Here is a 25,449-nt window from a genome sequence, read left to right as displayed (position 1 = left end):
CTTGTGTTCCTACAATGAGCTGTAACGATCGCGTAAACGTTGACGAACAACTTCAGCAATGGTGTTAAAGAAGAAGGTAAACACAAACAACACAAATGCCGCTAAAAACAACACACGATAATGCGAGCTACCAATGGCCGACTCTGGCATTTCCACAGCAATGTTCGCTGCCAATGTGCGCATCCCTTCAAACACACTCCATTCCATAATGGCGGTATTACCCGTTGCCATTAATACAATCATGGTTTCCCCTACTGCACGGCCTGTTCCCATCATTATTGCGGAGAAAATACCCGGACTTGCGGTAAGTAATACAACCCGAGTTAAGGTTTGCCAATTAGTTGCACCAAGTGCCAAGCTGCCATTTGACAAATGACGCGGCACAGAGAATATTGCATCTTCTGCAATAGAGAAAATGGTTGGAATAACGGCAAAACCCATCGCGATTCCGACAACCAATGCATTACGTTGGTCAAAGGTAATCCCTAAATCATTAGTAATAAATTGGCGGGTATTACCATCGAACAAGGCCATCTCAACCACAGGACTCATGGTGAATGCAAACCAACCAACAAATAAGATGACTGGCACGAGCATTAATTCTTGGTAGGTTTCAGGCAGACGTTGTTTCCATTTGGCAGGCATACAGTGCCATGCAAACGCGGTTAACAAGATAGACAATGGCAACATGATAAGTAGCATGACAATGCCGGGTAAGTGGTCTTCAATCAGCGGCGCTAGCCATAATCCGGCAAGGAAACCTAAAATAACTGTTGGCAACGCTTCCATTATTTCAATGGTAGGTTTAACGATATTGCGCACTTTCGGCGTCATAAAATAAGCGGTGTATATTGCCCCTGAAATAGCCAACGGGATGGCAAATAACATGGCATAAAACGCCGCTTTCATGGTGCCAAAGGCCAGTGGCATGAGGCTTAATTTGGCTTCAAAATCATCAGAACCTGACGTTGATTGCCATACATATTGTGGTTCAGGGTAACCTTCATACCAAACCTTTTCCCACAAAGCACTCCAAGACACTTCAGGGTGGCTGTTATCAACGGCAAATAAATGTAATTTATTACCCGCATCAACAATTAACCCATTTGAGCGTGGACTAAAACTCATGGTCGTGGCATTAGCAATATCAAACTTTTGGTCAAGTAAATTACGCTCGCTGGTGCTATACAGCAGAGTCAGCTCACCGCTAGCGCTTAATGTGGCAAAACTTTTACGGTAAAACTCAGTGGTCATAACACTCACAGGCGCAACATCGGGAAAGTCGCGTATTTTTTGATACAAACGGCCTTTATCGCTATTTACCTGAAAATATTGGCTGATATAACCGTTGTCGTAACTGACTAAAATTGAACTGGCACCAGCTAATAACTCAACATTCACCACTTTTGACTGCGCTTCTTTCACATCTAAGACTTGCAGTAACTCAACTTCATCGGCGTAACGAATGTCATAGATAAAGATTTTATTTTTGGCCATTAGCATTAACTGACGATGGTCTGGGGTTAACAATGCTTGATTAACCTGCTCAGGCGCGTCATTTATCGCAACTTGAGCAGCATGCCATTGGATCTCTTCGGTCATCATGTTTTCTTCGCCAACTTGGCGATTTAAATACCATTGACCCGATTCAGTTTGATAAGCAAAACTCATTTTGTCAGCGCTATAACCAAAGACTAAATCGAAAATCCCCCCCTTTGGGTTTATCACTAATGGCGTATCACCGAGCAAATTACGCACACGCGGGGTAATTAACCGCTGATTATTAGGGTATGTGAGCGTAAACTCAATGCCATAGGCTTTAACTTCACCATTGCTTAATCCTAAAGCAAAACGTTGTTCACTCGGTGCTGATTGCGCGCTACTGGTCACGCTAACGCCATCAGGAAGTGCAGGCTGCACGGTTGAAATTAACTGGCCTGTAATCGCCGAATAAAAATCAACCGTTCCTTGTTTTGACACTCGATACAACACTTCATTTTGTTCGTCACTTCCCACCATCAATGTCGGTGAATCACTGTGTTGTAATGCGATTTCAGTCACCGGCTCAATACTTGCCCCGTCAAAAATAGGCTTAATCACATAAAGCAGGTAGAAAAAGATTAACAGCAACGCCACGAACACCATTGTGCCGCCAACCGTAACCCCAATCTCTGCTGCTTTATCCTTAAATGCCCTACGGGTAGAGTGTCCATCTACGAGAAGGTTATTAGTCGCCGAACCAGGCTTTGTTACCTGACTTTCCATTTCCAACCTCTAAAATTAATCATTACATTAAGCGCTTTTCAACTGCACTTTACTGTGTTACCAATAACTAAATATGACATTACTTAGTTAATTCAATAAATAACCTCAGTTTATCAGTTGGGGATTATATGACGCTAAGATGACAGTAGTGTTACAGTGTATAAAAATGTGACTGAAGGAGTGCCTTGATGAAGCGTTACATAATCACCCTGCAAGCCCCTGATAGAAAAGGATTAGTTGAACAAATAGCCAATGTAATTAGTCGCCATAATGGCAATTGGCTTGATTCAGAAATGCGTCATTTTGATGGTTTGTTTGCCGCCTTGTTGCAAATAGAAGCGCCAGTAGAAAATTGGGACGACATCACCGATGCATTAGCGTGCATTGACGATTTATCTTTAACCTCTTCAGCGGCCCTTTTAACAAACAAGCCCTCCTACCAATTGAACTACCAAATGGTCGCCAATGACCGTCCAGGATTAGTGTTAGAAATATCAAACCAACTGCATCAAATTGGGATCAATATTGAAAAATTAAGTAGCCAATTTGAACCTGCAAGTCACAGTGGTATTCCGCTGTTTAAAGCTCACTTTCAAATTAGCGCGACGACACAGATTAACGAAGATGACGTTGAACAAGCCTTATACGCACTGGGCGCAGACGTATTGGTTGATAAAATGAGTTAACGCTTTATAAATGAAGGCAATACTTACCCGTGATACAACAGCTATGCTAAACAAATAAAACACAGCTTGGTTTGCATTTTAAATTTTATCGGGGTAATTAAAGTCACTTTTAATGAGGTGAAAATAACACAGCTTAATACTGAGAGTTCAATATTAAGCTGTTTAAATACTGCAGTATAAATAGCGATATTTAATTTAACCGTTGTGGTTATTTTACTTGGCTAAAGAAAGTCTGGTAATCCTCTAAATGCCAATTAGCGATAATTTTGCCATTTTCAACTTGATAAATATCAACCGCAGGGAAATCAATCACTTGGTTATGACCTTGCTGCTCACCTAACGTGCCACTGAAATGACCTTTAAAGCGATAACGCACCGTGGCATATTTACCTGTGATAAGTAAATGTTCAACGCTGACATGCAAATCAGGCACGGCTTGTCTAAAGGCTTTTGATGCGGCTAATACACCTTCAATTCCGGCCTTACGTCCTTTAGGAGGGGTTTTATCAACAAAGTTTTTTGCTAATGCCAAACGAGCAAACTTAGCTTCACCTGTATTCCAAAAATTGGCATAGTTCATCGCAGCCAGCTTCACTTGTGCAGCTGATACACCTTGATTGTCTGCATAAATTTCAGGGCTGATTGACGCCGCGCTAGCAACATGGAAGAGTGCCATTACAGATAAGCTAACGAGTAACAATACTTTTTTAAACATACTTATATCCAACTGTGAATGAGTAATGGTGTTAATTTATCATTCACATAAAAAAAGAATATAAGCCAATTAGTGAAATCATTATTTCGATAAATGTGAATACTGCCGACAGTTATTGACTTAAACTCACCACTATGGCGAATATGATACCCCCTGTAGTAATACTCATATGACATTGTTAAATACGTTTTTGGCTGGCATCATTAATCATGTGATAAACCGCCTCCTTATCAAAATAACAGGCTGTTTTTCATTTACTAATTCAGTGCAGCGGTTCGTTCCCTCCCCCCTTTTACCTAACGGGTGACAACAATTATCTCAGGGCGAGCTAACTGCCTATCTCCCCCACCAATGTGATACCAGATGAAATTGGCCTCTTTGTAATGACTTCAACGCTCTCAATGACATACCTGACATTTTAAGCGACGTAGTTAACGCTAGTGAAATGCGGTGATAATGTTAGCGCTATGGCCGGTATATCAGCAGCGATAATGAAGATAAAAATCAGTCATGATTTAACATCAAATCAGTCAATATTTTATGCGACAACTTGTTATTATGTTGTCTCACTATTTTTTGTGAAAAAAACAATTGCGGTAATTCATACGCCACTAAAATGGCAATACCTAAATAGCACAGTGAGTACCCCATCGCGATACCCGTGATACTGATCATCAAAATAAACAGTTCAATCGCAAACAGTAAATATTTGCCTAAGTAGCAATGATGAACCCCGCCTAAAAACAGCCAATTAAATGCGGCATAGGTGTCAGGATCTTTTAATTGTTGGCTTTGTCGTTGATAAAACTGCTTACGCTGCTCATTAGGCAAGTCGTTCACTTGCTGCCTTAGGCGTTCTTCACTTTGTTCTAGCACTTGCAGTGAGTCAAATAAACGCATTAAGGCACCTCATCATGTATTTTTTCAACCAAGTCAGGCTGATTACAACGCTTAATTCTTGCGAGTCCTAAATGCCAGCCTTTGAGCGCACCATATTTTTCAATACATTGCTTGGTATATTCAGAGCAACTTGGTTCAAAATTGCAGTCAATATTAAGCAATTTCTTAGCACCACCTTTAGACTGATAAAAGCAAATCAACTTTATCGACGTGCTTGCAAACAAACTTAACGCCCTAAAGTTATGATCACCGCTTCTCGTTGCCAAAACAACATAAAGCGTTTTTGTTCAACAACCTGAAACACAACCTGCCAACCATCTTGCGCATATTTATTTAACTCGGCTTCCATTTTTTGAATCGGCAAACCACTGGCACCCAAAAAGATTGTGCCACAGCCGCCTTCAACAATATGAACCACTTTATACTCAGAAAACTTACTCATCACTCAAACCATTATTACCTTAAAAAAAAGCATGCTACCCCCATGAATAGGCGGGTTCAAACTGACTGTGCGTTAATATGACAAACACCGCACATTCTCATCCTGGCTTGTAATATAGCTGGAGTGACTATGGACAAGTTCCTAAAGCCACCGCTATGAGTATAAAGACACTCGGCGCTATTTTTATAACCCTGTTTAACAAGTTACGCCAAGGGAATTATTCAATTCCCCCCCACAACAGGTTACTATGAACACTACAATTATTGGTTTTGAGCTCAGGTTATTTAAGGCTCTACCACGTAAAATGGACGCATTATGTTAGGCACATTATCAAAACTAAAAACCAGCTTAAATGCACACAATGAAGTGCAATATCAACTACCTGTCGGTGACAATTTAGTTGACCTCAATCCATACATAGGTAAAACCCTTAGCTTAAATCACACTGGTAATATTTATTGCTGCAGCTGCGGCAAGAAAACCAAAAAGAGTTACTCACAAGGCCACTGCTTTGTATGTATGAAAAAGCTCGCCAGTTGTGACATGTGCATTATGAAGCCAGAAACGTGTCATTTTGACCAAGGGACTTGCCGTGAGCCACAATGGGCGCAAAATCATTGTTTTGTTCCCCATTACGTGTATTTGTCCAATACATCAGGCATAAAAGTTGGCATTACTCGCAATAATCAAATTCCTACTCGTTGGATTGATCAAGGTGCAACTCAAGGGTTGCCGATATTTAAAGTGGCAACACGTAAGTTATCTGGTTTAATTGAGATTGAACTGGCCAAATTTATTAACGACAAAACCCACTGGCAAGCCATGTTAAAAGGTCACAATGATGATATTGACCTTGTTGCTAAGGCCAATATCTTGATTCCACAAATTGAGCAAAAGCTTAATGAGATTGCCGCCCAATTTGACGACGTGGTTATAGAACGCCTTGATGAAAATATCCAAGCGATTATTTATCCTATTGAGCAATTCCCTGTAAAAGTGAAATCTCACAATTTTGATAAAGTGCCACTGGTCACGGGTATTTTACAAGGGATAAAAGGCCAGTATTTACTCTTTGATACCGGGGTGATTAATATTCGTAAATTCGGCTCTTACGAAATCGAAATCGTCGAATAAGCCTCACTAACGTAAATATTGACCATAAAAAACCACGTATCCATACGTGGTTTTTTATGGCAGATTTTACCCAACTAAAGCGACAATCATCCTTCAAACTATTGTCGCTTCTGGGTTATTTAAACGGACTTACGCCTTAACAATAACCAATAACAGCCCATTGGCACTAGCATTTATTGCACTGCAGGTAACGGCGTTAACATCAGCTGCGTTAATGTAGCAAAACGCTCATCTCTATCGGCTACATGTTTTCCTGGCTCGGTAAAACCTTGAGCCAATGTTTGCCACGTTGCCACTTGAGACTGCGGTTTAAATAACGCCACTAACACTGAACCTTTTTCAAACTTTTTATCCACTCCAATGGTAGATAATCCCGGCACTAAACCCACTTTTTGTAAAATTTCGCTGTCACTAATTTCAGACTCTAGCGCCATTGCAAACCCAACATACATATCAGGTTGTTCTTCAACACCTACAAATTGATAGCCTTTTTGCTCTAAAGTCGACTGTAATGCACTGCGCATATGTTCTTGTAATTGAGCATCATTCATTTTGTTAGCGGTGCGAATGGTCAACAATGTTGGATGCCATGCCACACGTTTTACATGTGCCTCAACATAATTTGCATCACCGGCGACCACCATCGTCAGCCGTTTGGTCTGGGCGTTATTTTCTTGAGGGGTATGAGTACATGCCATCATTAATAAGGTGGTGAGCACAATCAATACACTTCGAGCAATAGTGGCCATAAAATATTGTTCCTTTTTATATACATAACGAACAAACCGCCACATACTGTCGACGGGCAATAGCCACCGATTTATCTCTAATGGCTTACCTCATGTTGCCACATTAAGCTTAATTAATGCCATTTGTTTATAAGAAAAAGCTTATTTTTCGACAATCAACACTCTCCATCCATAGCCCGCCTTTGCATTCGTCAGTACAATAGAACTCTCAATCGTTTATTTTCAAGGTTTGTCATGGAGTTAATCGCGCCTATCGCATTATTTGCATTTACCTCAGCAGTCACCCCCGGCCCCAATAATATAATGCTAATGTCATCTGGACTGAATTTTGGCATAAAACGCAGTTTGCCGCATATGCTAGGAATTTGTATAGGTTTCCCTCTAATGGTGCTCGCCGTGGGCTTAGGTTTAAGTGCCATCTTTGTTACTTTCCCTGTTTTACATACGGTGATTAAAGTCATTGGGGTGGTTTATCTACTTTATCTAGCTTGGTTAATCGCTAACAGCAGCAATAAAATGGAAAGTAAGAACAGCAGCAAGCCTTTTAGCTTTATTCAAGCGGTTGCCTTTCAATGGGTGAATCCTAAGGGGTGGATAATGGCGGTCGGGGCAATGGCCACCTTTACAACAATAAATGCACCTTTAACACCGCAAGTTATTACCATTGCATTAGTATTTTTATCTGTTGCACTTCCCTGTGCAGGTGTATGGTTGGGCTTTGGGGTGGCATTAAAGAAACTACTTAAAGATCAACGTCAGCAGCGTATTTTTAATGTCCTAATGGCACTGTTATTAGTGGCATCTATTGTGCCAATGGTACTCCCTGCTAATTAACCTATTTGCAGTTAAGTTAACTTTATAAACCAAGCTCGACCTCAATCAATAAAAACAATAACAAGCAGGAACCTTATGTCACAACCATCACCATGGGTCACCGAGACTGAAAACTGGGTTAAATCAGTCATTATGAAATACAACATTTGCCCATTTGCCCGCCGTGAAATCGAGCGAAAAAGCATTCGTTACCATGCCATTGAGCAAACTCAAATTAAGCAGGTATTAAAAGCATTTATTTTAGAGTGTTTGTATTTAGATGAGCACCCAGAGGTAGAAACTACGTTAGTTATATTGCCGCGTGGTTTTGAAGGGTTTTATGCCTATTTAGACTTGGTTGATTTAGCAACTGACTTGCTTGATGCCCAAGGCTATGAAGGGGTTTATCAGTTAGCCAGTTTTCATCCTGATTATTGTTTTGACGGCGAACCGCAGCAAAGTGCCAGTAATTTTACCAATCGCTCGCCTTACCCTACGATTCATATTATCCGCGAAGCCAGCATGGAACTCGCCTTAGCCCAATATGATGAACCTGAAACAATACCAGAGCGAAATATTGCCTTTGCTGAGCGTAAAGGCAGTGCGTTTTTCGTCAAACTATTGCAGCAATGTCGCCAATCGTCTTAAATTAAGGTCACTCAACAACGCCCACTGATTTAATTTAATCCAACTAAACTTAACTAAATTGAATCAAAGACAACCAAATACAAACACTGAAATAACTGTTTAGTCAGGGTAAAGATCAACACTGAGCTTTACTCTGGATAAACACATATTGCTAACCCCGCTTTGACTTATTTACCCCGCCTTCATTTAATCAGCTTTTCAAAAACGCAAATACAGTATGACGGTTGTTAGTGTTAACAATGATCGCTGTGTCAATAGCCTATTGACACAGCCAAGAAAAATACCACCAGTGTAAATATCAACATTAAAGCCGCAGCAATCATGTTTAACAATAGAATTTGAACAATCGTTACTAAACATCTTGAGCAATCGTTCAGGTTAACGTAAATTACTCGCCATTGAAGACATCTTTCATTCTTAAGCGACGACTATTACCGCTTAATCAATACAAATGTTTATTGATTAAGCGGTATTAAATTCAAAGGGTTTTCTAATGACCGCGACAACAATTTTATTTGATATTAATGAAACAGTGCTCGACTTAAGCGGTCTAAAACCACAATTTACTCAAGTATTTGCTTCTGAAGATGCCATATCGTTATGGTTTGCTAAATTACTGCATACTTCAGCAGTTTGCATTACAACCGGAGTGCGCAGTGACTTTGCTACCCTATGCAATACTTGCCTTGAGAGCATTGCAGCCCATTTCCAAGTTAGTTTAACGGCCAGTGAACGTGCACAATTATTAGCAGGGTTTGCCAGCTTATCGCCACATGACGATATAAAACCAGCTTTAGCAAAATTACGCGCTAATGGCTTTAAAACAGTGGCATTTTCAAACTCATCTTCGGAGTTAATTGCCACCCAAATTCGCAATGCCAAACTCAATGACTATTTTGATGACATCGTTTCAGTTGAAGCCACAGGTAGTTTTAAACCAAACCCAGATGTATACCACTATGTCAGCCAACATTTAAAGACCGATTGTAATCAGTTACGCTTAGTGGCAACTCATGACTGGGACACCCATGGCGCGTTATCTCAAGGTATGCAAGCGGCCTATATTGCCCGCCGCCCAGCGCCTTATAACCCGCTGTATTTACAAGTAGATATTCAAGGCACCACGATGATGGAAATCGTAGACAGCATTATTGCCACAAAATAACCGCTTAAAAATATTAGGCTTTTTTAACCCCTTTAATGCTGTAAATTAACGGTGTGGGCAGGCCATGAAACAAGTGTTGATATCGCGGCGCTTGCATTTCATCGCTTTGCTCACACGGGGTTAACCCAGCAAAGCAATCATATGGGCTGTAATCATATTCATGCACGCTTTCAATGCTAATACCAGCCTTTATTAATGCATTAATCACCTGACTAATCGGGTGTGACCAAGTCATTTCAGTGGTCTCGGTAGCATGATTATTTTCAGTGTATGTTGGCGCAACTTCAACATTGGCGGTGGGGTGATTAAAGTACGAATAGCCGTCAAACACATCATGAAATGGATGAAACTCCGCCATATAAAATACCCCACCCGTTTTTAAATGCGCTGCAACAGTTTGCGCCCAACGATCAATATCTGGCAACCAACACAACACGCCGTAAGAGGTAAACACAATATCGAAAGGTTCTTGAATATGTTCAGTGCTGTCGTACACGTCACTGCAAATAAATTCGGCGCTTAGCTGGCTCTGCTTGGCTAACTCATTTGCTTGATTAATTGCTTTGGGAGATAAGTCAATGCCTGTCACTTGCGCGCCTAAACGCGCCCAAGATAACGTGTCTAAACCAAAATGGCATTGCAGGTGCAGCAAACGTTTGCCAGTGACGGGTAGTAACGCGGTTAACTCAAGCTCATTTAAGCTGTTTTTACCGTTTTTAAAGGCTGCAACATCATAAAATGTGGATGCAACATGGGTGGCCACCTTACTGTCCCATGATTGACGGTTAACCGTTAAGTAGTCCTGCTGATGGGTATCTGACATACGTTATCCATTCGTGATGCAATGTTTCGGTACAATACCATGTTGCTATTGTGCTAAAAAGTATTGAGCATGGAATATCGTGCGCAGTCATTTAGCCTTACTAATGTGCTAAAAAAAGGGCTTTCAGTTTGTGCACGCCAACGCCAACTAATCAACAGATGACAGCGTCAGCCAAGCTAAAAAGGAGCAAGTCACACTCAATCTTCGCACAACAAAAAACGCCTAATAAAAAACCAGTAACGGCCTGTTACTGGTTTTTTAGGTTAGCCACCGCGTGCTAATTGTACGCGCCACGTTATGGTTTTAAGGGATACGTTCAATCATCTGCAAATGCACCACAACATTTATGACTTTGAAGATAAAATAAACTTACTCACTTGCTCGTTCATGTCCGTAGCGTCGTTATGTAGGCTCATATTCAAATCCGATATTTTATTGGCCGCTTCTTGAGTATTGACATAAATATCACTGATCTTCATTGCATTACGACTCACCTCTTCGGCAACGGCACTTTGTTCGTGTGTCGCTGCAGCAATTTGCTCATTCATACTGTCTATTTCACGAACTAAAGTCACAATTTCAGTTAACACTTCACCAGCATGTTCAGCTTCAGTCACACTGGCATTGGCTTGATTTTGTCCACGAGACATCGCTTTTACTGCCACAATTGCGCCGGATTTTAACCTGTCTGTCATGCCTTTAATGTCTTCAGTTGAGGTTTGCGCGCGTTGCGCTAAAGTACGTACTTCATCGGCCACTACCGCAAAGCCGCGCCCTTGCTCACCAGCCCGCGCCGCTTCAATGGCTGCGTTTAAGGCCAATAAATTGGTTTGCTCAGCAATAGCGCTTATAACATCTAGAATAGACACAATTGAGCGAATGTCGTTATCGAGTTGCTCAATAGATTTACCCGCTTGAGTAATTTCATTATGTAACGTACCAATCGCTTCGCTAGTTTGGGTAACATCAACATTACCCGCTTGTGCTGAAGTGTTAGCTTTTGCAGAGACTTCAGCCGTGCTTACTGCATGCTGGGCAATGTCATTTACAGTGGCACTCATTTCAGTCATAGCTGATGCCACTTGCTCAACCTCACTGTAACCGTTATCAACATCTTGTTTGAGTGAAAGAGTTAATTGATTAACTTGCTCAACCACTGTTAATAATGATGCCGAGGTATGTTTTACCTTACTAATAATGCCCTCAAAGTCATCCATCATTAAGTTAAACGCGCGGGCTAAGTGACCAAACTCATCGTCATAATGTTGCTGTAGTCGAATCGACATATCAGCATGTTCACCGGCATATACCACTTGCTCTTGAATATGCTGCAAGCTGTTATGTAGGTATCGTGATAGGCCAATACTCATCAAAAGCACAAATGGGATCAGTAGCACTAAAAATGAAATAGCCACATACATTTGAGTTTGTGCTCGAGACAACTCAGTTTCTGTGTGGTTAATTAAATCGGTTGCCAATTGTTGCTCAAATGCGGTTAACACACCGATTCGGTCTGTTGAGGTTTGAAACCATTTTTCAGGGCTTTGTGCTTGAATGTCTGCGCTGTTTTGCTCAAAGGCAATTTGACGTAAACGCTGCACTGCACGCACTTCTGAACCAGACATAATACCATCGAATTGACGATTCATTTGCTCAGAAGCACTGGCTTTAAAGCGCTCAGCATACGTATTTTGTTCAGAGACCAAGGTAATAAATTTACGATAAGCATTGGGTTTAAAACCTGCTTGTCCAAAGGTTGTGCTTAAAACTGCACGTTCAATACCTGCACGCTCTTTAAGCTGCAAAAAAGCACCAAAGGCTTTTATTTTAATACTTAACTCACTGTTTTGACTTTCTTGTGCAGCACTGTCAACAAGTGATAGCAAGGTGGTATTCATTTTGGTGTAATAAGCGACTTCGTCAGCGACTGAAACGGTTAGGTTGTCTACTTGATGACGCATATTACTGAGATTTTGTAAGGCGCGATTGACGTCTTCCAGTTTGACAGTTAAATCTCTTGGTAATACCGAGTCTTTAATAAATGCGCGATAGTTGCCCACTTGCTGGTCGGTCATGATCCGCTGTTGGGGTAATGTATTGGCAAATGAACGCCCTTGAGAACCAATAAAACCCGCACTCATACCGCGCTCTTTTTGCAGCTCGTGCACTAATGCCCCATTAACGACGGATAAGTTACTTAAGGTTAATACGGTATGTAATTGATTTTGACTTTGGTATTTATTGTCGACAAACATGCCACCATAAACGATAAAAGCAAATAAGGGAGGTAAAATCATTAAGGCTAACTTCTTAGGCATACTAAGATTGCCAATCCACTGCAGACGCATGAATAATTCCTTTAACGTAACGAGGTAATAAATGATGTCAGTATAGTCTTTACAATAAAATCAACAAATTTCGTTTAAACCAAACAAAGTTCATAAATGACCAATAGTAATTTAACAGTACGTTACCATAAGGTTATTGCGAGAAAAATACACTGAATCTATTTGTTAGCGACGGATCATAATAATAAAAAAAACCCCTACTACTTAAGAGATAGGGGCTTTTACAACAGTAAAGTAACATAGCAATTATATTTAACTAATGTATCTTTTATGTTAAAAATTGTGTTATCTATTCAGATAATTAACCTTCAATGCCTTTGCTCGCAAGAAACTCATCGTAAGTGCCTTTAAAATCAACCACCCCTTTAGGCGATATTTCAATAATACGTGTGGCCAACGATGACACAAATGCACGGTCATGCGACACAAACATCAATGTGCCTTCATACATTTCTAAGGCGTTATTTAAAGACTCAATTGATTCCATGTCCATATGGTTTGTTGGTTCATCAAGTAGCAAAATATTTGGTTTTTGCATGATGAGTTTACCAAAGTACATCCGGCCCTTTTCACCACCCGATAACACTTTAACTGACTTTTTAATATCGTCAGAACCAAACAACATTCGACCTAAAATGCCGCGTACCGATTGGTCATCATCTTCTGGTTTACGCCATTGACTCATCCAATCAAACAAGGTCATATCATTAGCAAAATCAGCTTCGTGATCCTGTGCATAATAACCAATGTTTGAATTTTCAGACCATTGAATGGTGCCTGAATCTTGAGGGATATCATGTACGAGTGTACGTAATAGGGTTGTTTTACCCACGCCGTTTTCACCCAAAATTGCGACACGCTCACCCACTTCAACCATTAAGTCTAGTTTGGTAAATAGTGGCTCATCAAAACCTTTGGTTAATTGCTCAACCACTAAAGAATTACGGAATAATTTCTTTTCTTGTTCAAAGCGAATAAATGGATTAACGCGGCTTGAAGCTTTAATTTCTTCAAGTTTGATTTTATCCATTTGTTTAGCACGAGAGGTAGCTTGTTTTGCTTTAGATGCGTTAGCAGAAAAACGCGCTACGAAGCCTTGAAGTTCAGCAATTTGAGCTTTTTTCTTCGCATTATCAGACTGTAAACGTTCACGTGCTTGTTGCGCAGCCATCATATATTCGTCGTAGTTACCCGGATAAACCCGCAACTCACCGTAATCAATGTCAGCCATATGAGTACAAACTGAGTTTAAGAAGTAACGGTCATGCGAGATGATGATCATGGTACTATTACGGCTATTTAGCATTTCTTGTAACCAACGAATGGTGTCGATGTCCAAGTTGTTGGTTGGTTCGTCAAGTAACAAAATATCAGGGTCAGAGAACAGTGCTTGCGCTAACAATACCCGTAATTTGAAACCCGGGGCAATTTCGCTCATTAAGCCAAAGTGTTGCTCAACGCCAATCCCTACCCCCATTAATAAATCACCCGCTCGAGATTCAGCGGTATAACCGTCCATCTCAGCAAATTCCATTTCAAGCTCAGCAACTTTAATGCCTTCTTCTTCAGTCATTTCTGGTAAAGAATAAATGCGGTCACGTTCTTGTTTTACTTCCCATAATTCACGGTGTCCCATGATCACGGTATCGACGACTGAGAATGCTTCATAAGCAAACTGGTCTTGATTCAATTTACCAAAACGTTCGCCGGGATCAATTGACACATTACCACTGGTAGGCTCAAGCTCACCGGTAAGGATTTTCATGAAAGTTGATTTACCACATCCATTTGCACCAATCAGACCGTAACGATTACCGCCGCCAAATTTAACGGAGATATTCTCAAAAAGTGGCTTGCTGCCAAACTGCATGGTGATGTTGTTGCTGTATATCACTAAAATTTCCTTTATTTACACTGGGTACTTAAACATTTAGGGGGTAATAAGCATCGCGATTAGGCATACGCTTAGTGTTTCTTGAACAAAATTGTGGGGCATTGTACATGAGATGCTGCACTTTTTATAGGACGCAAGTGATTCAACCATTGAATAATTTGCGCTTATGTTCACGACAATATTGACTATTTATTGTTCTTTTTAGCATTAAAATCACAATCACATTGCCAATTTGGCTAAGTGGATACAACCCCGTTCGGTACAGGTTGTCTGTTTTACACGCATTAGCCGCTTCCCCTGATACTCAAGCCATTATTGGATGTGTCATCGACCATAAACAACACGTCACCCCGTTGGTAAATACTCATTTTAGCGCGCCGCTTTAGCACAAAGAGTATTTATTTTGCTTGAAGAAGCATCAGCGGCATGGTCCATTTTAGGCTAACAGACCATGATTCAAGCTCAACAAGCCACCACATTTTTGTGAAAAATGCCAACAACCCAGCCTCAACAAGCTTTGCACTAGGACAGATACATGACATTGCCAAACACGATAAAAGAAATGCAATAAATTGAGCAGAAAAAATTAAGCCGTAAATTGATAGCGTTTTTTAATGGCTCTAAACAAACATCGTGTTGTTAGGTATTATTAATGACGCTTGATAACAGCAAAGCATGTTGGGACAAGGTGTGGCTAAGTGTTGTTAACACTCAACATGGAAAAACTTGCTTTAGTATGAAACATGTTTAAGCCGCTAACAATTGGCTATAAAAACTAAAATGGGGGTTACTTGGCTTGTTTTAAGGTTAATTTACCTTTGTCTAATTGGTATTCTTTACTGACTAATTGGCTGCGAATATGACTGTCGTGACACACGAGTACCATCGGTAGAGACAGCTGGGATAAGGTATCAATTAACACCTGAGTATGGTGTTGATCTAAATCATTGGTGGGTTCGTCAAGAATTAACACTTTGGGTTGCATAGCCAACACTGTGGCTAAGGCGACAATCCGTTTTTGCCCCCCTGAAAGCTGGTAAGAAATCGCATTTTCTAAATGGGAAATATTCAGTTGCCTTAACGTATTTCTAGCAATCACCAATGCTTGCGCTTGGCTTACGCCTTGGTTTAACGGCCCAAAACACACATCTTCAATTACCGTTGGACAAAATAACTGATCATTAGGATCTTGAAACACTAAGCCAATTTGGGTGCGAAACGCTGCAAAGTCAGCCTCTTTTGCACAACGCTGATTAAATAAACGCACTTCACCGGCTTTCACTTTTTTCAATCCCATCATGATCGCAAACAAGGTGCTTTTACCACTGCCATTTGCTCCTGTAATGGCAACTCTTTCATGCTCATGCAGCGCAAAGCTCAAGTCATCAGCAATCGCACTGCCATCAGCTAATTGGTATTGAATATGATTGAGTTCAATTAACGGATTTGATAATGCCATGATGTCATCTCTAAAAATTGCACAGTGAATTAAATAACAGCTTATAAAGCCGTCAATAATGGATACGCGGTGATCACAGCTAATACCAACAAGTAACCACTAAAAACAAGGCGTTGCTGTCGATTAATATTGGACTTTTGTTTTATCAAAAATTGACCATTAAAGCCGCGGCATTTCATCGCCTGTAAAATGCGTTCGGCGCGATCAAATGAGCGAACCACTAACATCCCCAACAAATATCCATAAGAGCGCCATGTATGTAATGAATTGCAGGGCTTAAAGCCGCGTACTAACATCGCTTGTCTTAGGCGCGTAAACTCATGATGCAACACACCAATGTACCTCACGGTAAATTGCATCAAAATTGAAAATCGTCTTGGCAGACCCAAGTCATGCAAAGCTTGGCTAAATACCGTCGAATCCATGCCTGCAGTTAATGACATCACTGCGAGCATTACAATGTTGGCTTTGATAATAATGATCAGCGCCATTTCACAACCGGCAACCGACACCGCAAAGCCAGCAATGGTAAATAACACCTCACCTTGCACGCTAAATGGAATTAATAGCACAGTAAAAACCACGATAACGTCCATGGCCATTAATCGCTTAAACGAATAGCCAAAGCGTAAGCCACTGCAACGCCAAAAATAGCCCGCATACAAACAAAGCCCAGCTAACGTGACACTGGCCGATGACAATACGGTTGCTAAGGCGATCAACACAAACAGCAACACCTTTAATTTAGGCGCTAAACGGATAGGCTTAGTGAGCGAGTGTTTTGCCACTAATAAGTTATCTATCATACTCGGCGTTGTCTCATCATTGACCACAAGCCAAACAAACCAGCAATATAACCTAAGCCGCCAATAATATCGCGAAAGCGAATTTCAGCTTCAAATGCATCGAGCTGTTTTCGCAAAGGAATAATAGCTTGAGCAATCGCTGCGCGTGTTTGCGCCTGACATTGGTTCACTTCAGTTGATGAAGCCGCTGAGCTATCAGCATTAGTTACCGCACTAAGTGTATCCAATGATGGGAGGCTCACGACAGCCGCTGAATCAAAAGAGCTAGGCGTTGGAGTAGGAATTGAAGTTGAAGCAGTAGAATTGCCACTGCTATTGAGTTGATGACTAGACGTTGCAGTTGCGCGGCTCACTGGGCCAAACTCTTGAGCATCAATACTGAATGTCGCTTGATGCCCAGGCCCGGCATTAGCCTTTAACTGGTAACTTTTGGCATCAAGTCCATCAAAATGAAACTCACCTTTACGATTAGTGGTGGTCACTGCCAAGGTTTGCTGAGCGTCAAGCAGGCTAATTTTTGCCTGCTGGGCTTTGATACCGCCAGAAAAATACACTTCACCAACAATGGCTTGACCATTAACCCAAGCAAATATTTTTACGCGATGGGCATAACACGGATTAATCATACATACCGATAACAGCAAGCTTAACCACCCGTATTTAGTCATGATGCTGTACCCCATTTAACACTTCAGGTTTTACCTTATTGATAAACACAATCACAAAGCTGGCAATAATTCCCTCTAAGGCAGCCAACGGCAGGTTGGCAATAAAGACCGCGTTAGCTGTGCTAACAAACGCATCACCAGATAAATACAGCGACAACGACACCAAGGTGCCAGTTAACACAATCGCGCTACTGCCAGCCAAAAAACCCAGCACTCTTGGCGATATTTTATTGCGTAATGGCCGTAACAGAAGGCCTATTACCACTGCAGGCAGCGCCATATTTAGGCAATTAACGCCTAATACGACAATGCCACCAAAACTAAAGAACACCGCTTGAAGGATAAGCGCAATTAATATCACCGGAAACGCAACCCAACCTAACAACAAACCAATAATGCCACTAAAAACCAAATGAACACTGGACGGCCCTAATGGGAAATGGATTAAAGACGCCACAAAAAAGCACGCCGATAAAACTGCTGCAAACGGTATTTGCGCATCTTGCAATTTGCGTAATCCAATTGCTGTACCGATTGCGCTCAACGCAATGCCCACCACCAATACAGGAGTCGAAAGTACCCCGTCTGCTATATGCATTGTTGGCCTCTGTCTGTTATCAATTTCAGTTTCAATCTCACTTAGTGCATATCGTTAACTTGCAGCCATATCACCCCATCTTGCTCATGGGGATATGCCTTGCCGTTCACATTCACCGTACTGCCATCTTCGACAACAGCAGCAAGCCCCCACCAACCTTGATGCGGCAAACCAACACTAAACTCACCCGCATCATTGGTATACACCACTAATGACGCCCAGGCATCCGAGGGCAGCTTCACCTCGCCGCGATTAAAATATTCCATTTCAATGGGCACATTTTTGGCTGGTTTGCCATGCAATAGCACTCGGCCACTAAAGACACTGTTAGTCCATAACGCAAAGGGCTGGGTCAACGGAATAATTTCAACTGGGGTATGTAATGCTTGTTGCCAAGCACTTTTGGCAGCAAAAGCATCGACAAACACCTTTGCGTGTTGGGTGATCACCACTTGTTCGTTAACATCAAAATACGGAGCTTGGCTGGCGTAAAACGCATAAGTGCCGGGACGTTTTACCGTAAAAGGTAAACGCCAGCTTTGTTTGCCTTGATAAGTCTCTGCGGTTAATTGTTTGCTTAAATCCACCTTTTTGCCATTAAGCATATAACCGACAGACTCAGGCCGCGCTAAATCCATCACCGGCCCTTGGGTAGCTGGATGAGTAAAACGTAGCGGTAGGGTTAGTTGAGGATTATCACCAACATCAATCACTTGTTTTTGCGGAAAATAAGTAAGAAAGTGCGCGCTTGCTGGTTGACTATAAAAACCAAAACTACAAGCCATAAGGCTAATTAACCACATCGTTATCATGATGAGCGACCATCCATTCACTTTCAATCAGCATGTATATTGAGCCAATCAATACCCAAAAATAATCTGCCAATTTAAAGTTTAAAAATTCATAAAATAAAGGTAGGAATAAATAGCTAATTTTACTGATGAAGCCGAGATTAAATGCATGATTTCCAACATGTACATCAGTTGCTATTAGCAACCTTTATGATACTAAACAGCGGCAGTTCACTTCATTAATTTAAGTTAATCAATTGGATGCCATATCAGCCCTTGAAGCTGATACCGATTATCATTTCAGTAACGCCGATTTTATGAAGGTTTATTGTGCTCACGAGTTTTAGCAAGCCACTTTACTGTTAAGGTCAAAGTAAGCCGAACGCTGCTGTTTCAATAAAGGAGAAGCAAAGGTGGGTGTATCGATTGTGGCAACTAAATAAGCTCAAAAACGTTGGCTTAGATAAACCAAGTAACAGCGCAGGAACAAGAGATGATGTAGCTCACCAAGCAACAAATAAGCTTGCTTGGTGAGTAATATAGACTTATTAATCAAGATGTTAGTCGCTATATTTACCGCTTAATGCTGGGTAATCAGTGTAACCTAATTCATTACCGCCAAATAAGGTTGCACCATCAAGTTCTGCCAGTTCGGCTTGCGTTTCAAGACGCTCAACCAGATCCGGGTTAGACACAAACGGACGACCAAAGGCAACCAAGTCAGCATAGCCTTTTGTCAACATTTCATCAGCGCGGGCCTTGGTATAACTGCCTGCTACGATAATGGTGTTAGTAAATAATTTACGTAATTCAATGCGGAAACTTTCAGGAATAACCGGCGCATCGTCCCAATCGGCTTCAGATAAATGCATGTAAGCGATATCTCGATCTTGTAACGCTTTTGATGCTTGTAAAATTGTTGGCACAATTTCTGGGCAATTCATGTCTTTAAACGTAATAAATGGCGCTAAACGAACGCCCACTTTATCAGCGCCAATGGCTTCAATCACGGCATCAACGACTTCTAATAAAAAGCGCATTCTATTTTCGCTTGAACCGCCGTATTTATCGCTGCGTTTATTAGAGTTTGTTCTCAAGAATTGGTCAATGAGATAGCCGTTACCACCATGAATTTCAACACCATCAAAGCCCGCTTCTACTGCGCGTTTTGCCGATATTGCAAAGTCATTAATCACTCGGTCAATATCACCTTGGGTCATTTCACGCGGTTGTAGGCAATCGACCATTTCGCCATTGCCGTTTTCATCACAAATCCACACTTTCGTTTCAATGGGTGCCAATGCTGAAGGCGCAATGGGGAGTTCACCCTTTTGGAATGTTGGGTGTGATACTCGTCCTACATGCCATAACTGACAAAACATGGCAGCGCCTTGATCACGAACCGTTTTTGTCACCTGTTGCCAACCTTTCACCTGTGCATCAGTGTACACTCCAGGGGTGAAAGAATAGCCTTGAGCATCATCAGACACTTGGGTGGCTTCTGAGATAATTAACCCAGCGCTTGCACGTTGCTTATAATAAGTGGCCATCATCTCATTGGGGATGTTACCAGGCTGGCTAGTACGGGCACGAGTCATTGGAGCCATGACTACGCGGTTTTGTAAATCCAAGTTTTTAAGTGTTGTTTTCTGAAATAATGTTTTCATGGTAGGTATTCACTTTCATCGTTTGCCAGTAATGCTAAACATTATATTTATTCATATAATTTTGATAATAAGCCAATATATAAAAACATCATGCTGAAATAGTGAATAATAAACGGGACGCTCATTGTTATAACAAATAAGCCCCATTTATCCACTTCCATGGTTAAATGGGGCTTGATTAACCATCATTGAAAGAGGCCGTTAAGCGTTAACACTGCACTCACTTTGCAATATTGATTGTTATTGGGTTACAACGTTAGGCTGCGGATGCATAATCTGCTCACGTTGTTTTTTTATCGTCTTCATAAGGGGATTCGTGCGGCCACTTAGATACATGATTGGCATTAAGTGGGACTAACATCGGCCATTCATTTTGGGTTTAGGTTGACTTCATTGGTACATAAACGAATTAACACCATTACAGCTGCATGCAGCAGCTAACAACGTAGCGCAAAATAGTATGGCGGAACAACGCATGCTCGGTGGTCATTATGTTGTCTTCATTGAATCATAACTTATGCGTTAAACATGTGGAAAACGGGGTAACGTCACGCACCGCGCGAGTGGTTACTTCAATCGAGTAACACCAATTAGCACCGCAATTGCACCACCAACCATCCCCGCCCAAGCTTCCATTGGCGCATCGCCACTTAACGCGCGGGTAAGTTGTGAACTGGTTGAGTCGTAAATATTGTATCCCCAAAGCGCCAAAGCGGCACCAACAACAATTAAGATAATGCCAATAATTTTACCGTTCATATTTACTCCCTAAACTGTTAAATAAGCTTTTTATTCAATTACGTTTTTATTTCTGCAAGTCAATTGACGCTGAACATAAAAACATAAATTTCACCGCTAGCGTCAAATAGATGTATCTGACTGTAAACACTATTGTGTTGGAATTAAACCATCCGCAGCAGATATTTAGCTAAAACGATGCTTTTAATGTCAGGTAATGACCATTTGTATATGCTAATAACGCGCAGGTACAAAAAGCGCTTATAACCCTTTTTGATATTGCTGCGCAGTAGTTTGACCGAGCAATTGTTGTAAGTGCGCGATTGCTCTGTTGTCGCCTGCCAATAATTGCTCAAACAATACAATCAGGTTGCGTTTATCTAGCAACGGTTTATCCCCTGCCCCAATATTGGTTAAGTCAATCATAAAGCCGTCGAACAATTCGGTGAGTTCATCAACAATATCGGTGTTTAAAAACGGATGTTGGTAATAAATACTCGGATAACCTGCTTTTTGCTTATCAATGGCAAAACGCTCACCTTTAAGGTTGGTCATACTGGCTGACTTATCACATGATAGCATGCAGCCATTATCAATACGGGGTTTATCACAGCCGACGGTTTGCTGGAAAAAGCATTGGCGACTCGCCATTAAAAATATCGGATGATAAATGCTGTACCACAGTTTAAAGCCAGCAGGACGGGCAATGTATTTCATTTGCTGATAATTGATTTCATTAGACAAAAATGCCCCATGACAATCAAAATGTTGCTTAAGCGCTTGTAGAGTGTAAGAGTTGGTCGTGTTTAAAAACGGCCCCGCTAGCCATTTAATCCCCAGCTCAAACGCGCGGTAAGCAATGCCGGTATTGTTAGTCACAATTAAACTTGGCTTGGTTTGCTCTAATAATTGCACTGCAGCGTCATAATCTTTCCCTATCAATACTGCTGGGAACCAAGGAATGAGCCGAGGATGCTGATTAAACAACTCAACAAACTCAGTGCTGCCGCGTTTATAAGCATCGGGCAGTTTAAAGTACACATCGCCTTGGGTGTCATTTAATAACGCTACGTCAGCAATATCATTGATTAATATGGCAAGTTTTGGGGCGCTACTGTCGCCAGCTGCGACAGTTTTTGGCTCGCTACGCAGTTTAGGTAAAATCACCTCAGCAACCGATTTTTGACCGTGTGCTAATGTCAACACCAGCTGTTTTCGCATACGGGTTAATTCACTAAACGGGATGTTTAAGCCGCTCTCGAGTTCAGTTAATTCAAGCGCTGATAAGTCATATTCCTCGTTATGTAGGCTTTTAAAGCGCTTTTCAAGCACACTTTCATCAATGGCTTTGTCATCGCTTGCCACTAAGTTATTGCGCGAATGAATTTCAAATACCCGCTCAACTAATTGAGTTTGGCCGACCACAATATCTTGCGTAGTTACCGTTAAGATTAGCGGTTTTCCTAACTGACCAGAAAATGTCAGTTTCAGCGGCAGTTTACCAATGCTAATTTGGCTAACTCGCGCATCCACTTGGGTTTGAATTTGGGCTTTTTCTGCTTTTAAGTTCAGCTGTGCTTGTTCAATTTGCACCACCGCTATGGTGTCAGCGGTATCCTTGATTAAACGGTTGGTTAAATGCGTTTTTGAGTGATCGCGTGGATTGTCGATAAACATCGACTGATTTAAATCACCCTTAATAAAACCGTTACTCAAATCACGGTTAAAGACCTTATATAATCGCTCACCGTCTTCGACTAATTCACCCGTTTTAACATAGCCGTCAATTTGCTTACGAAAGCTATCAATCACGGTGTGCACATAAGGTGCACCTTTAATTCGCCCTTCTACTTTAAATGAATACACGCCAGCTTTTATCAGCGCAGGTAAGTCAAAAAAAGCTGAGTTGTCTTTTACATTTAACGGGAAATTATTGCCCGTGGCGGTGGTTTCATATTGTTCACGGCACGCTTGACTACAGCGGCCACGATTACCTGAATTACCGTCGGTGGCAGAGGTTGAGTAACACAACCCGGAAAAAGCCACACATAACGAGCCATGTACAAACACTTCGGTATCAATGTCGTGTTCGCGACTAACCGCCGTCATAGCCGTAATTTCACGCAAATTTAATTCACGCGATAAATTAACCCGCGCAACCCCAAGGCGTTTTAAAAATGGAATTTGACCACGGTTATGAGTCGTTAGCTGCGTTGAAGCATGAACCGTAAGCGTAGGAAAATATGTCTTTAATAAATGCAACATACCTAAGTCTTGCACGATAACACCGTCAAGCTTGGTATTGGCCAGTTTGCTTAGTAAGCGCATAAGCGAGCGGATTTCGCTCTCTAAAATAACAATATTTAAGGTGAGAAAAATTTCACACTGGTATTGATGGGCAAACCTAATCACCCCGATGAGTTCTTCAAATGACAGATTAGCGGCGCGGTTGCGCGCATTAAAGTTATTCAACCCACAATAAACGGCATTTGCGCCCGCTAAAACGGCTGCTTTAATGGCGTTGATATCACCGCCTGGTGCTAATAATTCTATCTTTGGAGACATGGTTTATTCTTAGTAAGCAAATAATCGGAGGGGGATGTTACCTTGAAGTGTGATTGATGAATATCGAAAATTCACTTATTTGGGCATTTATCGGCCACTTTTTGAACGGGTGATAATAAATACAACGGCTTAGCAGACTGCTAATCATCTGTGACACAGCTTAGGTGCGATAGCCGTTATCGCACCGCTGTCATTGCGATTAATTAACCTTGGGTTAATAAATAATCTAAGCCGCCAATAATTGCTGCCACTTGCGCATCATTACATTCTTGCTCAGTCACTTTCGGGCTGTCTGGATACACTTCAGTTGTGGTGTTGTATTGATTGTTGGTCATCCCTGCGCATAAGCCAAGCTTTTTCGTGGGGTAGTTAATCACCCCAAATTGCTCAATATCTACGCCAATAAGCTGGCCGTCATCATCTGGGGCAATGTGCGTGATTTTGGCTACCGAATCATTAATTGCTTTTTGAAACTCTGGCACCGGATTTTCGCTGTCTCCCACCAAGTAAAAACCATCAGGGATCACCCCTTTTTGATACTCTTTGCCATCTCGGGCTGATAATGCGGGCCTAAACTCTAACTCATCGGTGTCGGTTGTTTCGTGTAAGTCAAAGTGAGCAAAAACCGTATTATTGACTTGTTGCTCAAGTAGCGCCATTAACGCCGCAGACTCTTCAGCTGGGCTGTTGGCATAAAAAGAGCGATTAGGGTCAATCGCTTTCGGATTCCAGCGGTTAATGGTTTCATATCCCCACGGACTAACACAGGGCGCAATAATAAAGTTGAAGTGACTGAGGTAATCAGCCGCATTATGCAATAAAAATTGAATCGCCCCTTGCACACCACTGGTTTCATAACCGTGCACCCCGCCGGTAATGAGTACTGTGCGCTTATTGTTGTCCCAATTAACGCTTTTAAATGCAATCAATGGATAACGAGCACTGTCATAGCTTAATGCGCCATAGTCAATCCGTGTAAATTGCGCACTTACTTGGCCAAGTTTGGCGAGCACTTGCTGCTGGTAACTGCGCTTAACAGTAATTTGTTGTAACCATGTTTGCTTGTGTTGTTCATTCCAAGGTTGTCCGGCAATACCGATATTGGAAAATGGCATCTTAAATCCTTATTAATTTTAGTTGTTATTATTTTGATAAAAATGGCAAACGACACTTGCTAGAAAACCAATTAATCACCCCAATTTGCTGGGTTTGAGTGAGGCCAAAGTAGACACATATCCACGGCGAGATAAGTAAAAACCAAGGCAACGCCGTGGTTGGGCTACCTGAAAACAATAAAAATAAAAAACCGCTATAAATCACTAGTACCCCTGCAATACCAACAATTAACAGGGTTCTTCTTACAATGGTTTCAAGTGTTGCGATGGTCACAATGTCGTCCTTTTCAATCTTATGCGGTCATAATCTATGCTTTGCGTTTGCACTAGGTTGCCATTGAACAGCCATTGCGGCAATACAACCATTTTCATCAGTACCATAAATGACATAAAAATAGCTCACCACAAAGCATATTTACAAAATATGTCTAACCAACAGTCACCGAAACAAAGCCTGAGG

General features: G+C 41.4%; 24 protein-coding genes. 5 read left to right on the top strand and 19 right to left on the bottom strand.

Annotation, left to right across the window (positions count from 1 at the left end):
• Positions 1 to 9: 9 nt before the first annotated feature.
• On the bottom strand, positions 10 to 2,265 hold the full coding sequence (locus tag G3R48_RS02605; RefSeq protein ID WP_153660596.1) for an ABC transporter permease subunit: 2,256 nt from the start codon (positions 2,263 to 2,265) through the stop codon (positions 10 to 12).
• A gap of 188 nt (positions 2,266 to 2,453) precedes the next feature.
• On the opposite strand from G3R48_RS02605, the gene G3R48_RS02600 reads away from it, so the two are divergent.
• Positions 2,454 to 2,951 (top strand): glycine cleavage system transcriptional repressor, encoded by a 498-nt coding sequence (locus G3R48_RS02600; protein WP_153660598.1) that lies wholly within the window; start codon positions 2,454 to 2,456, stop codon positions 2,949 to 2,951.
• 208 nt (positions 2,952 to 3,159) lie between these two features.
• Here G3R48_RS02600 and G3R48_RS02595 read toward each other — a convergent pair whose 3' ends face one another.
• The 4 genes from G3R48_RS02595 to G3R48_RS02580 form a co-directional block, all read right to left on the bottom strand.
• A complete protein-coding gene (locus tag G3R48_RS02595; protein ID WP_153660600.1) occupies positions 3,160 to 3,666 on the bottom strand; it encodes an ester cyclase in 507 nt (168 codons plus the stop codon).
• Positions 3,667 to 4,170: 504 nt separating this feature from the next.
• On the bottom strand, positions 4,171 to 4,566 hold the full coding sequence (locus G3R48_RS02590; protein WP_153660602.1) for a hypothetical protein: 396 nt from the start codon (positions 4,564 to 4,566) through the stop codon (positions 4,171 to 4,173).
• Positions 4,566 to 4,766: a membrane protein insertion efficiency factor YidD gene (gene yidD, locus G3R48_RS02585; protein WP_267253681.1), complete on the bottom strand. Its 201-nt coding sequence runs from the start codon at positions 4,764 to 4,766 to the stop codon at positions 4,566 to 4,568. The genes G3R48_RS02590 and yidD overlap by 1 nt, the downstream gene beginning before the upstream one ends.
• Before the next feature lie 26 nt (positions 4,767 to 4,792).
• The gene (locus G3R48_RS02580; protein ID WP_153660606.1) at positions 4,793 to 5,008 is read right to left on the bottom strand and encodes a DUF4177 domain-containing protein; all 216 of its coding nucleotides are present in this window, start codon (positions 5,006 to 5,008) and stop codon (positions 4,793 to 4,795) included.
• Positions 5,009 to 5,323: 315 nt separating this feature from the next.
• On the opposite strand from G3R48_RS02580, the gene G3R48_RS02575 reads away from it, so the two are divergent.
• Positions 5,324 to 6,142 (top strand): DUF2797 domain-containing protein, encoded by an 819-nt coding sequence (locus tag G3R48_RS02575; RefSeq protein ID WP_153660608.1) that lies wholly within the window; start codon positions 5,324 to 5,326, stop codon positions 6,140 to 6,142.
• A gap of 173 nt (positions 6,143 to 6,315) precedes the next feature.
• On the opposite strand, the gene G3R48_RS02570 is transcribed toward G3R48_RS02575, so the two are convergent.
• Positions 6,316 to 6,891 (bottom strand): DUF4136 domain-containing protein, encoded by a 576-nt coding sequence (locus G3R48_RS02570; protein ID WP_194823818.1) that lies wholly within the window; start codon positions 6,889 to 6,891, stop codon positions 6,316 to 6,318.
• Between the two features lie 234 nt (positions 6,892 to 7,125).
• On the opposite strand from G3R48_RS02570, the gene G3R48_RS02565 reads away from it, so the two are divergent.
• From G3R48_RS02565 to G3R48_RS02555, 3 genes are all read left to right on the top strand, one after another.
• Positions 7,126 to 7,725 (top strand): LysE family translocator, encoded by a 600-nt coding sequence (locus G3R48_RS02565; protein WP_153660612.1) that lies wholly within the window; start codon positions 7,126 to 7,128, stop codon positions 7,723 to 7,725.
• A 75-nt stretch (positions 7,726 to 7,800) separates the two neighbouring features.
• The gene (locus tag G3R48_RS02560; protein WP_153660614.1) at positions 7,801 to 8,352 is read left to right on the top strand and encodes a DUF1415 domain-containing protein; all 552 of its coding nucleotides are present in this window, start codon (positions 7,801 to 7,803) and stop codon (positions 8,350 to 8,352) included.
• A gap of 493 nt (positions 8,353 to 8,845) precedes the next feature.
• Entirely contained in the window at positions 8,846 to 9,517 is a 672-nt protein-coding gene (locus G3R48_RS02555; RefSeq protein ID WP_153660616.1) for a haloacid dehalogenase type II, read from the top strand.
• Positions 9,518 to 9,530: 13 nt separating this feature from the next.
• Here the strand turns inward: G3R48_RS02555 and G3R48_RS02550 are convergent, their stop codons facing one another.
• From G3R48_RS02550 to G3R48_RS02490, 13 genes are all read right to left on the bottom strand, one after another.
• Positions 9,531 to 10,340, bottom strand: coding sequence for a class I SAM-dependent methyltransferase (locus G3R48_RS02550; RefSeq protein WP_153660618.1), 810 nt, complete (start codon positions 10,338 to 10,340; stop codon positions 9,531 to 9,533).
• 344 nt (positions 10,341 to 10,684) lie between these two features.
• Positions 10,685 to 12,688 (bottom strand): methyl-accepting chemotaxis protein, encoded by a 2,004-nt coding sequence (locus G3R48_RS02545; protein WP_153660620.1) that lies wholly within the window; start codon positions 12,686 to 12,688, stop codon positions 10,685 to 10,687.
• Between the two features lie 301 nt (positions 12,689 to 12,989).
• Positions 12,990 to 14,582 (bottom strand): ABC-F family ATPase, encoded by a 1,593-nt coding sequence (locus G3R48_RS02540; protein ID WP_212593184.1) that lies wholly within the window; start codon positions 14,580 to 14,582, stop codon positions 12,990 to 12,992.
• A gap of 787 nt (positions 14,583 to 15,369) precedes the next feature.
• On the bottom strand, positions 15,370 to 16,041 hold the full coding sequence (locus tag G3R48_RS02535; protein WP_153660622.1) for an energy-coupling factor ABC transporter ATP-binding protein: 672 nt from the start codon (positions 16,039 to 16,041) through the stop codon (positions 15,370 to 15,372).
• A gap of 41 nt (positions 16,042 to 16,082) precedes the next feature.
• A complete protein-coding gene (locus tag G3R48_RS02530) occupies positions 16,083 to 16,847 on the bottom strand; it encodes an energy-coupling factor transporter transmembrane component T family protein (protein WP_153660624.1) in 765 nt (254 codons plus the stop codon).
• Positions 16,844 to 17,515 (bottom strand): hypothetical protein, encoded by a 672-nt coding sequence (locus tag G3R48_RS02525; protein ID WP_153660626.1) that lies wholly within the window; start codon positions 17,513 to 17,515, stop codon positions 16,844 to 16,846. The genes G3R48_RS02530 and G3R48_RS02525 overlap by 4 nt, the downstream gene beginning before the upstream one ends.
• Positions 17,508 to 18,113 carry a cobalt transporter CbiM gene (gene cbiM, locus G3R48_RS02520; RefSeq protein ID WP_153660628.1) on the bottom strand — a complete coding sequence of 202 codons (606 nt, stop codon included), beginning with the start codon at positions 18,111 to 18,113 and terminating at the stop codon, positions 17,508 to 17,510. Before cbiM ends, G3R48_RS02525 begins: the two co-directional genes overlap by 8 nt.
• 41 nt (positions 18,114 to 18,154) lie before the next feature.
• Positions 18,155 to 18,925, bottom strand: a complete 771-nt coding sequence (locus G3R48_RS02515) for a DUF4198 domain-containing protein (RefSeq protein WP_153660631.1) — start codon at positions 18,923 to 18,925, stop codon at positions 18,155 to 18,157.
• 539 nt (positions 18,926 to 19,464) lie between these two features.
• Positions 19,465 to 20,571: an alkene reductase gene (locus tag G3R48_RS02510; protein ID WP_153660633.1), complete on the bottom strand. Its 1,107-nt coding sequence runs from the start codon at positions 20,569 to 20,571 to the stop codon at positions 19,465 to 19,467.
• A 567-nt stretch (positions 20,572 to 21,138) separates the two neighbouring features.
• Positions 21,139 to 21,330 carry a DUF3185 family protein gene (locus G3R48_RS02505; RefSeq protein WP_153660635.1) on the bottom strand — a complete coding sequence of 64 codons (192 nt, stop codon included), beginning with the start codon at positions 21,328 to 21,330 and terminating at the stop codon, positions 21,139 to 21,141.
• A gap of 240 nt (positions 21,331 to 21,570) precedes the next feature.
• Complete coding sequence (locus tag G3R48_RS02500) at positions 21,571 to 23,874, bottom strand: peptidase U32 family protein (protein WP_153660637.1); 2,304 nt, start codon at positions 23,872 to 23,874, stop codon at positions 21,571 to 21,573.
• 203 nt (positions 23,875 to 24,077) lie between these two features.
• Positions 24,078 to 24,989 (bottom strand): M14 family metallopeptidase, encoded by a 912-nt coding sequence (locus G3R48_RS02495; protein WP_153660639.1) that lies wholly within the window; start codon positions 24,987 to 24,989, stop codon positions 24,078 to 24,080.
• A 28-nt stretch (positions 24,990 to 25,017) separates the two neighbouring features.
• Positions 25,018 to 25,257, bottom strand: a complete 240-nt coding sequence (locus G3R48_RS02490) for a hypothetical protein (protein ID WP_212593196.1) — start codon at positions 25,255 to 25,257, stop codon at positions 25,018 to 25,020.
• Between the last annotated feature and the right edge of the window lie 192 nt (positions 25,258 to 25,449).

It is taken from the genome of Shewanella intestini (assembly GCF_018221465.1).
Lineage (GTDB): Bacteria > Pseudomonadota > Gammaproteobacteria > Enterobacterales > Shewanellaceae > Shewanella > Shewanella intestini.
This window is presented reverse-complemented; position numbering and strand designations above follow the sequence as displayed.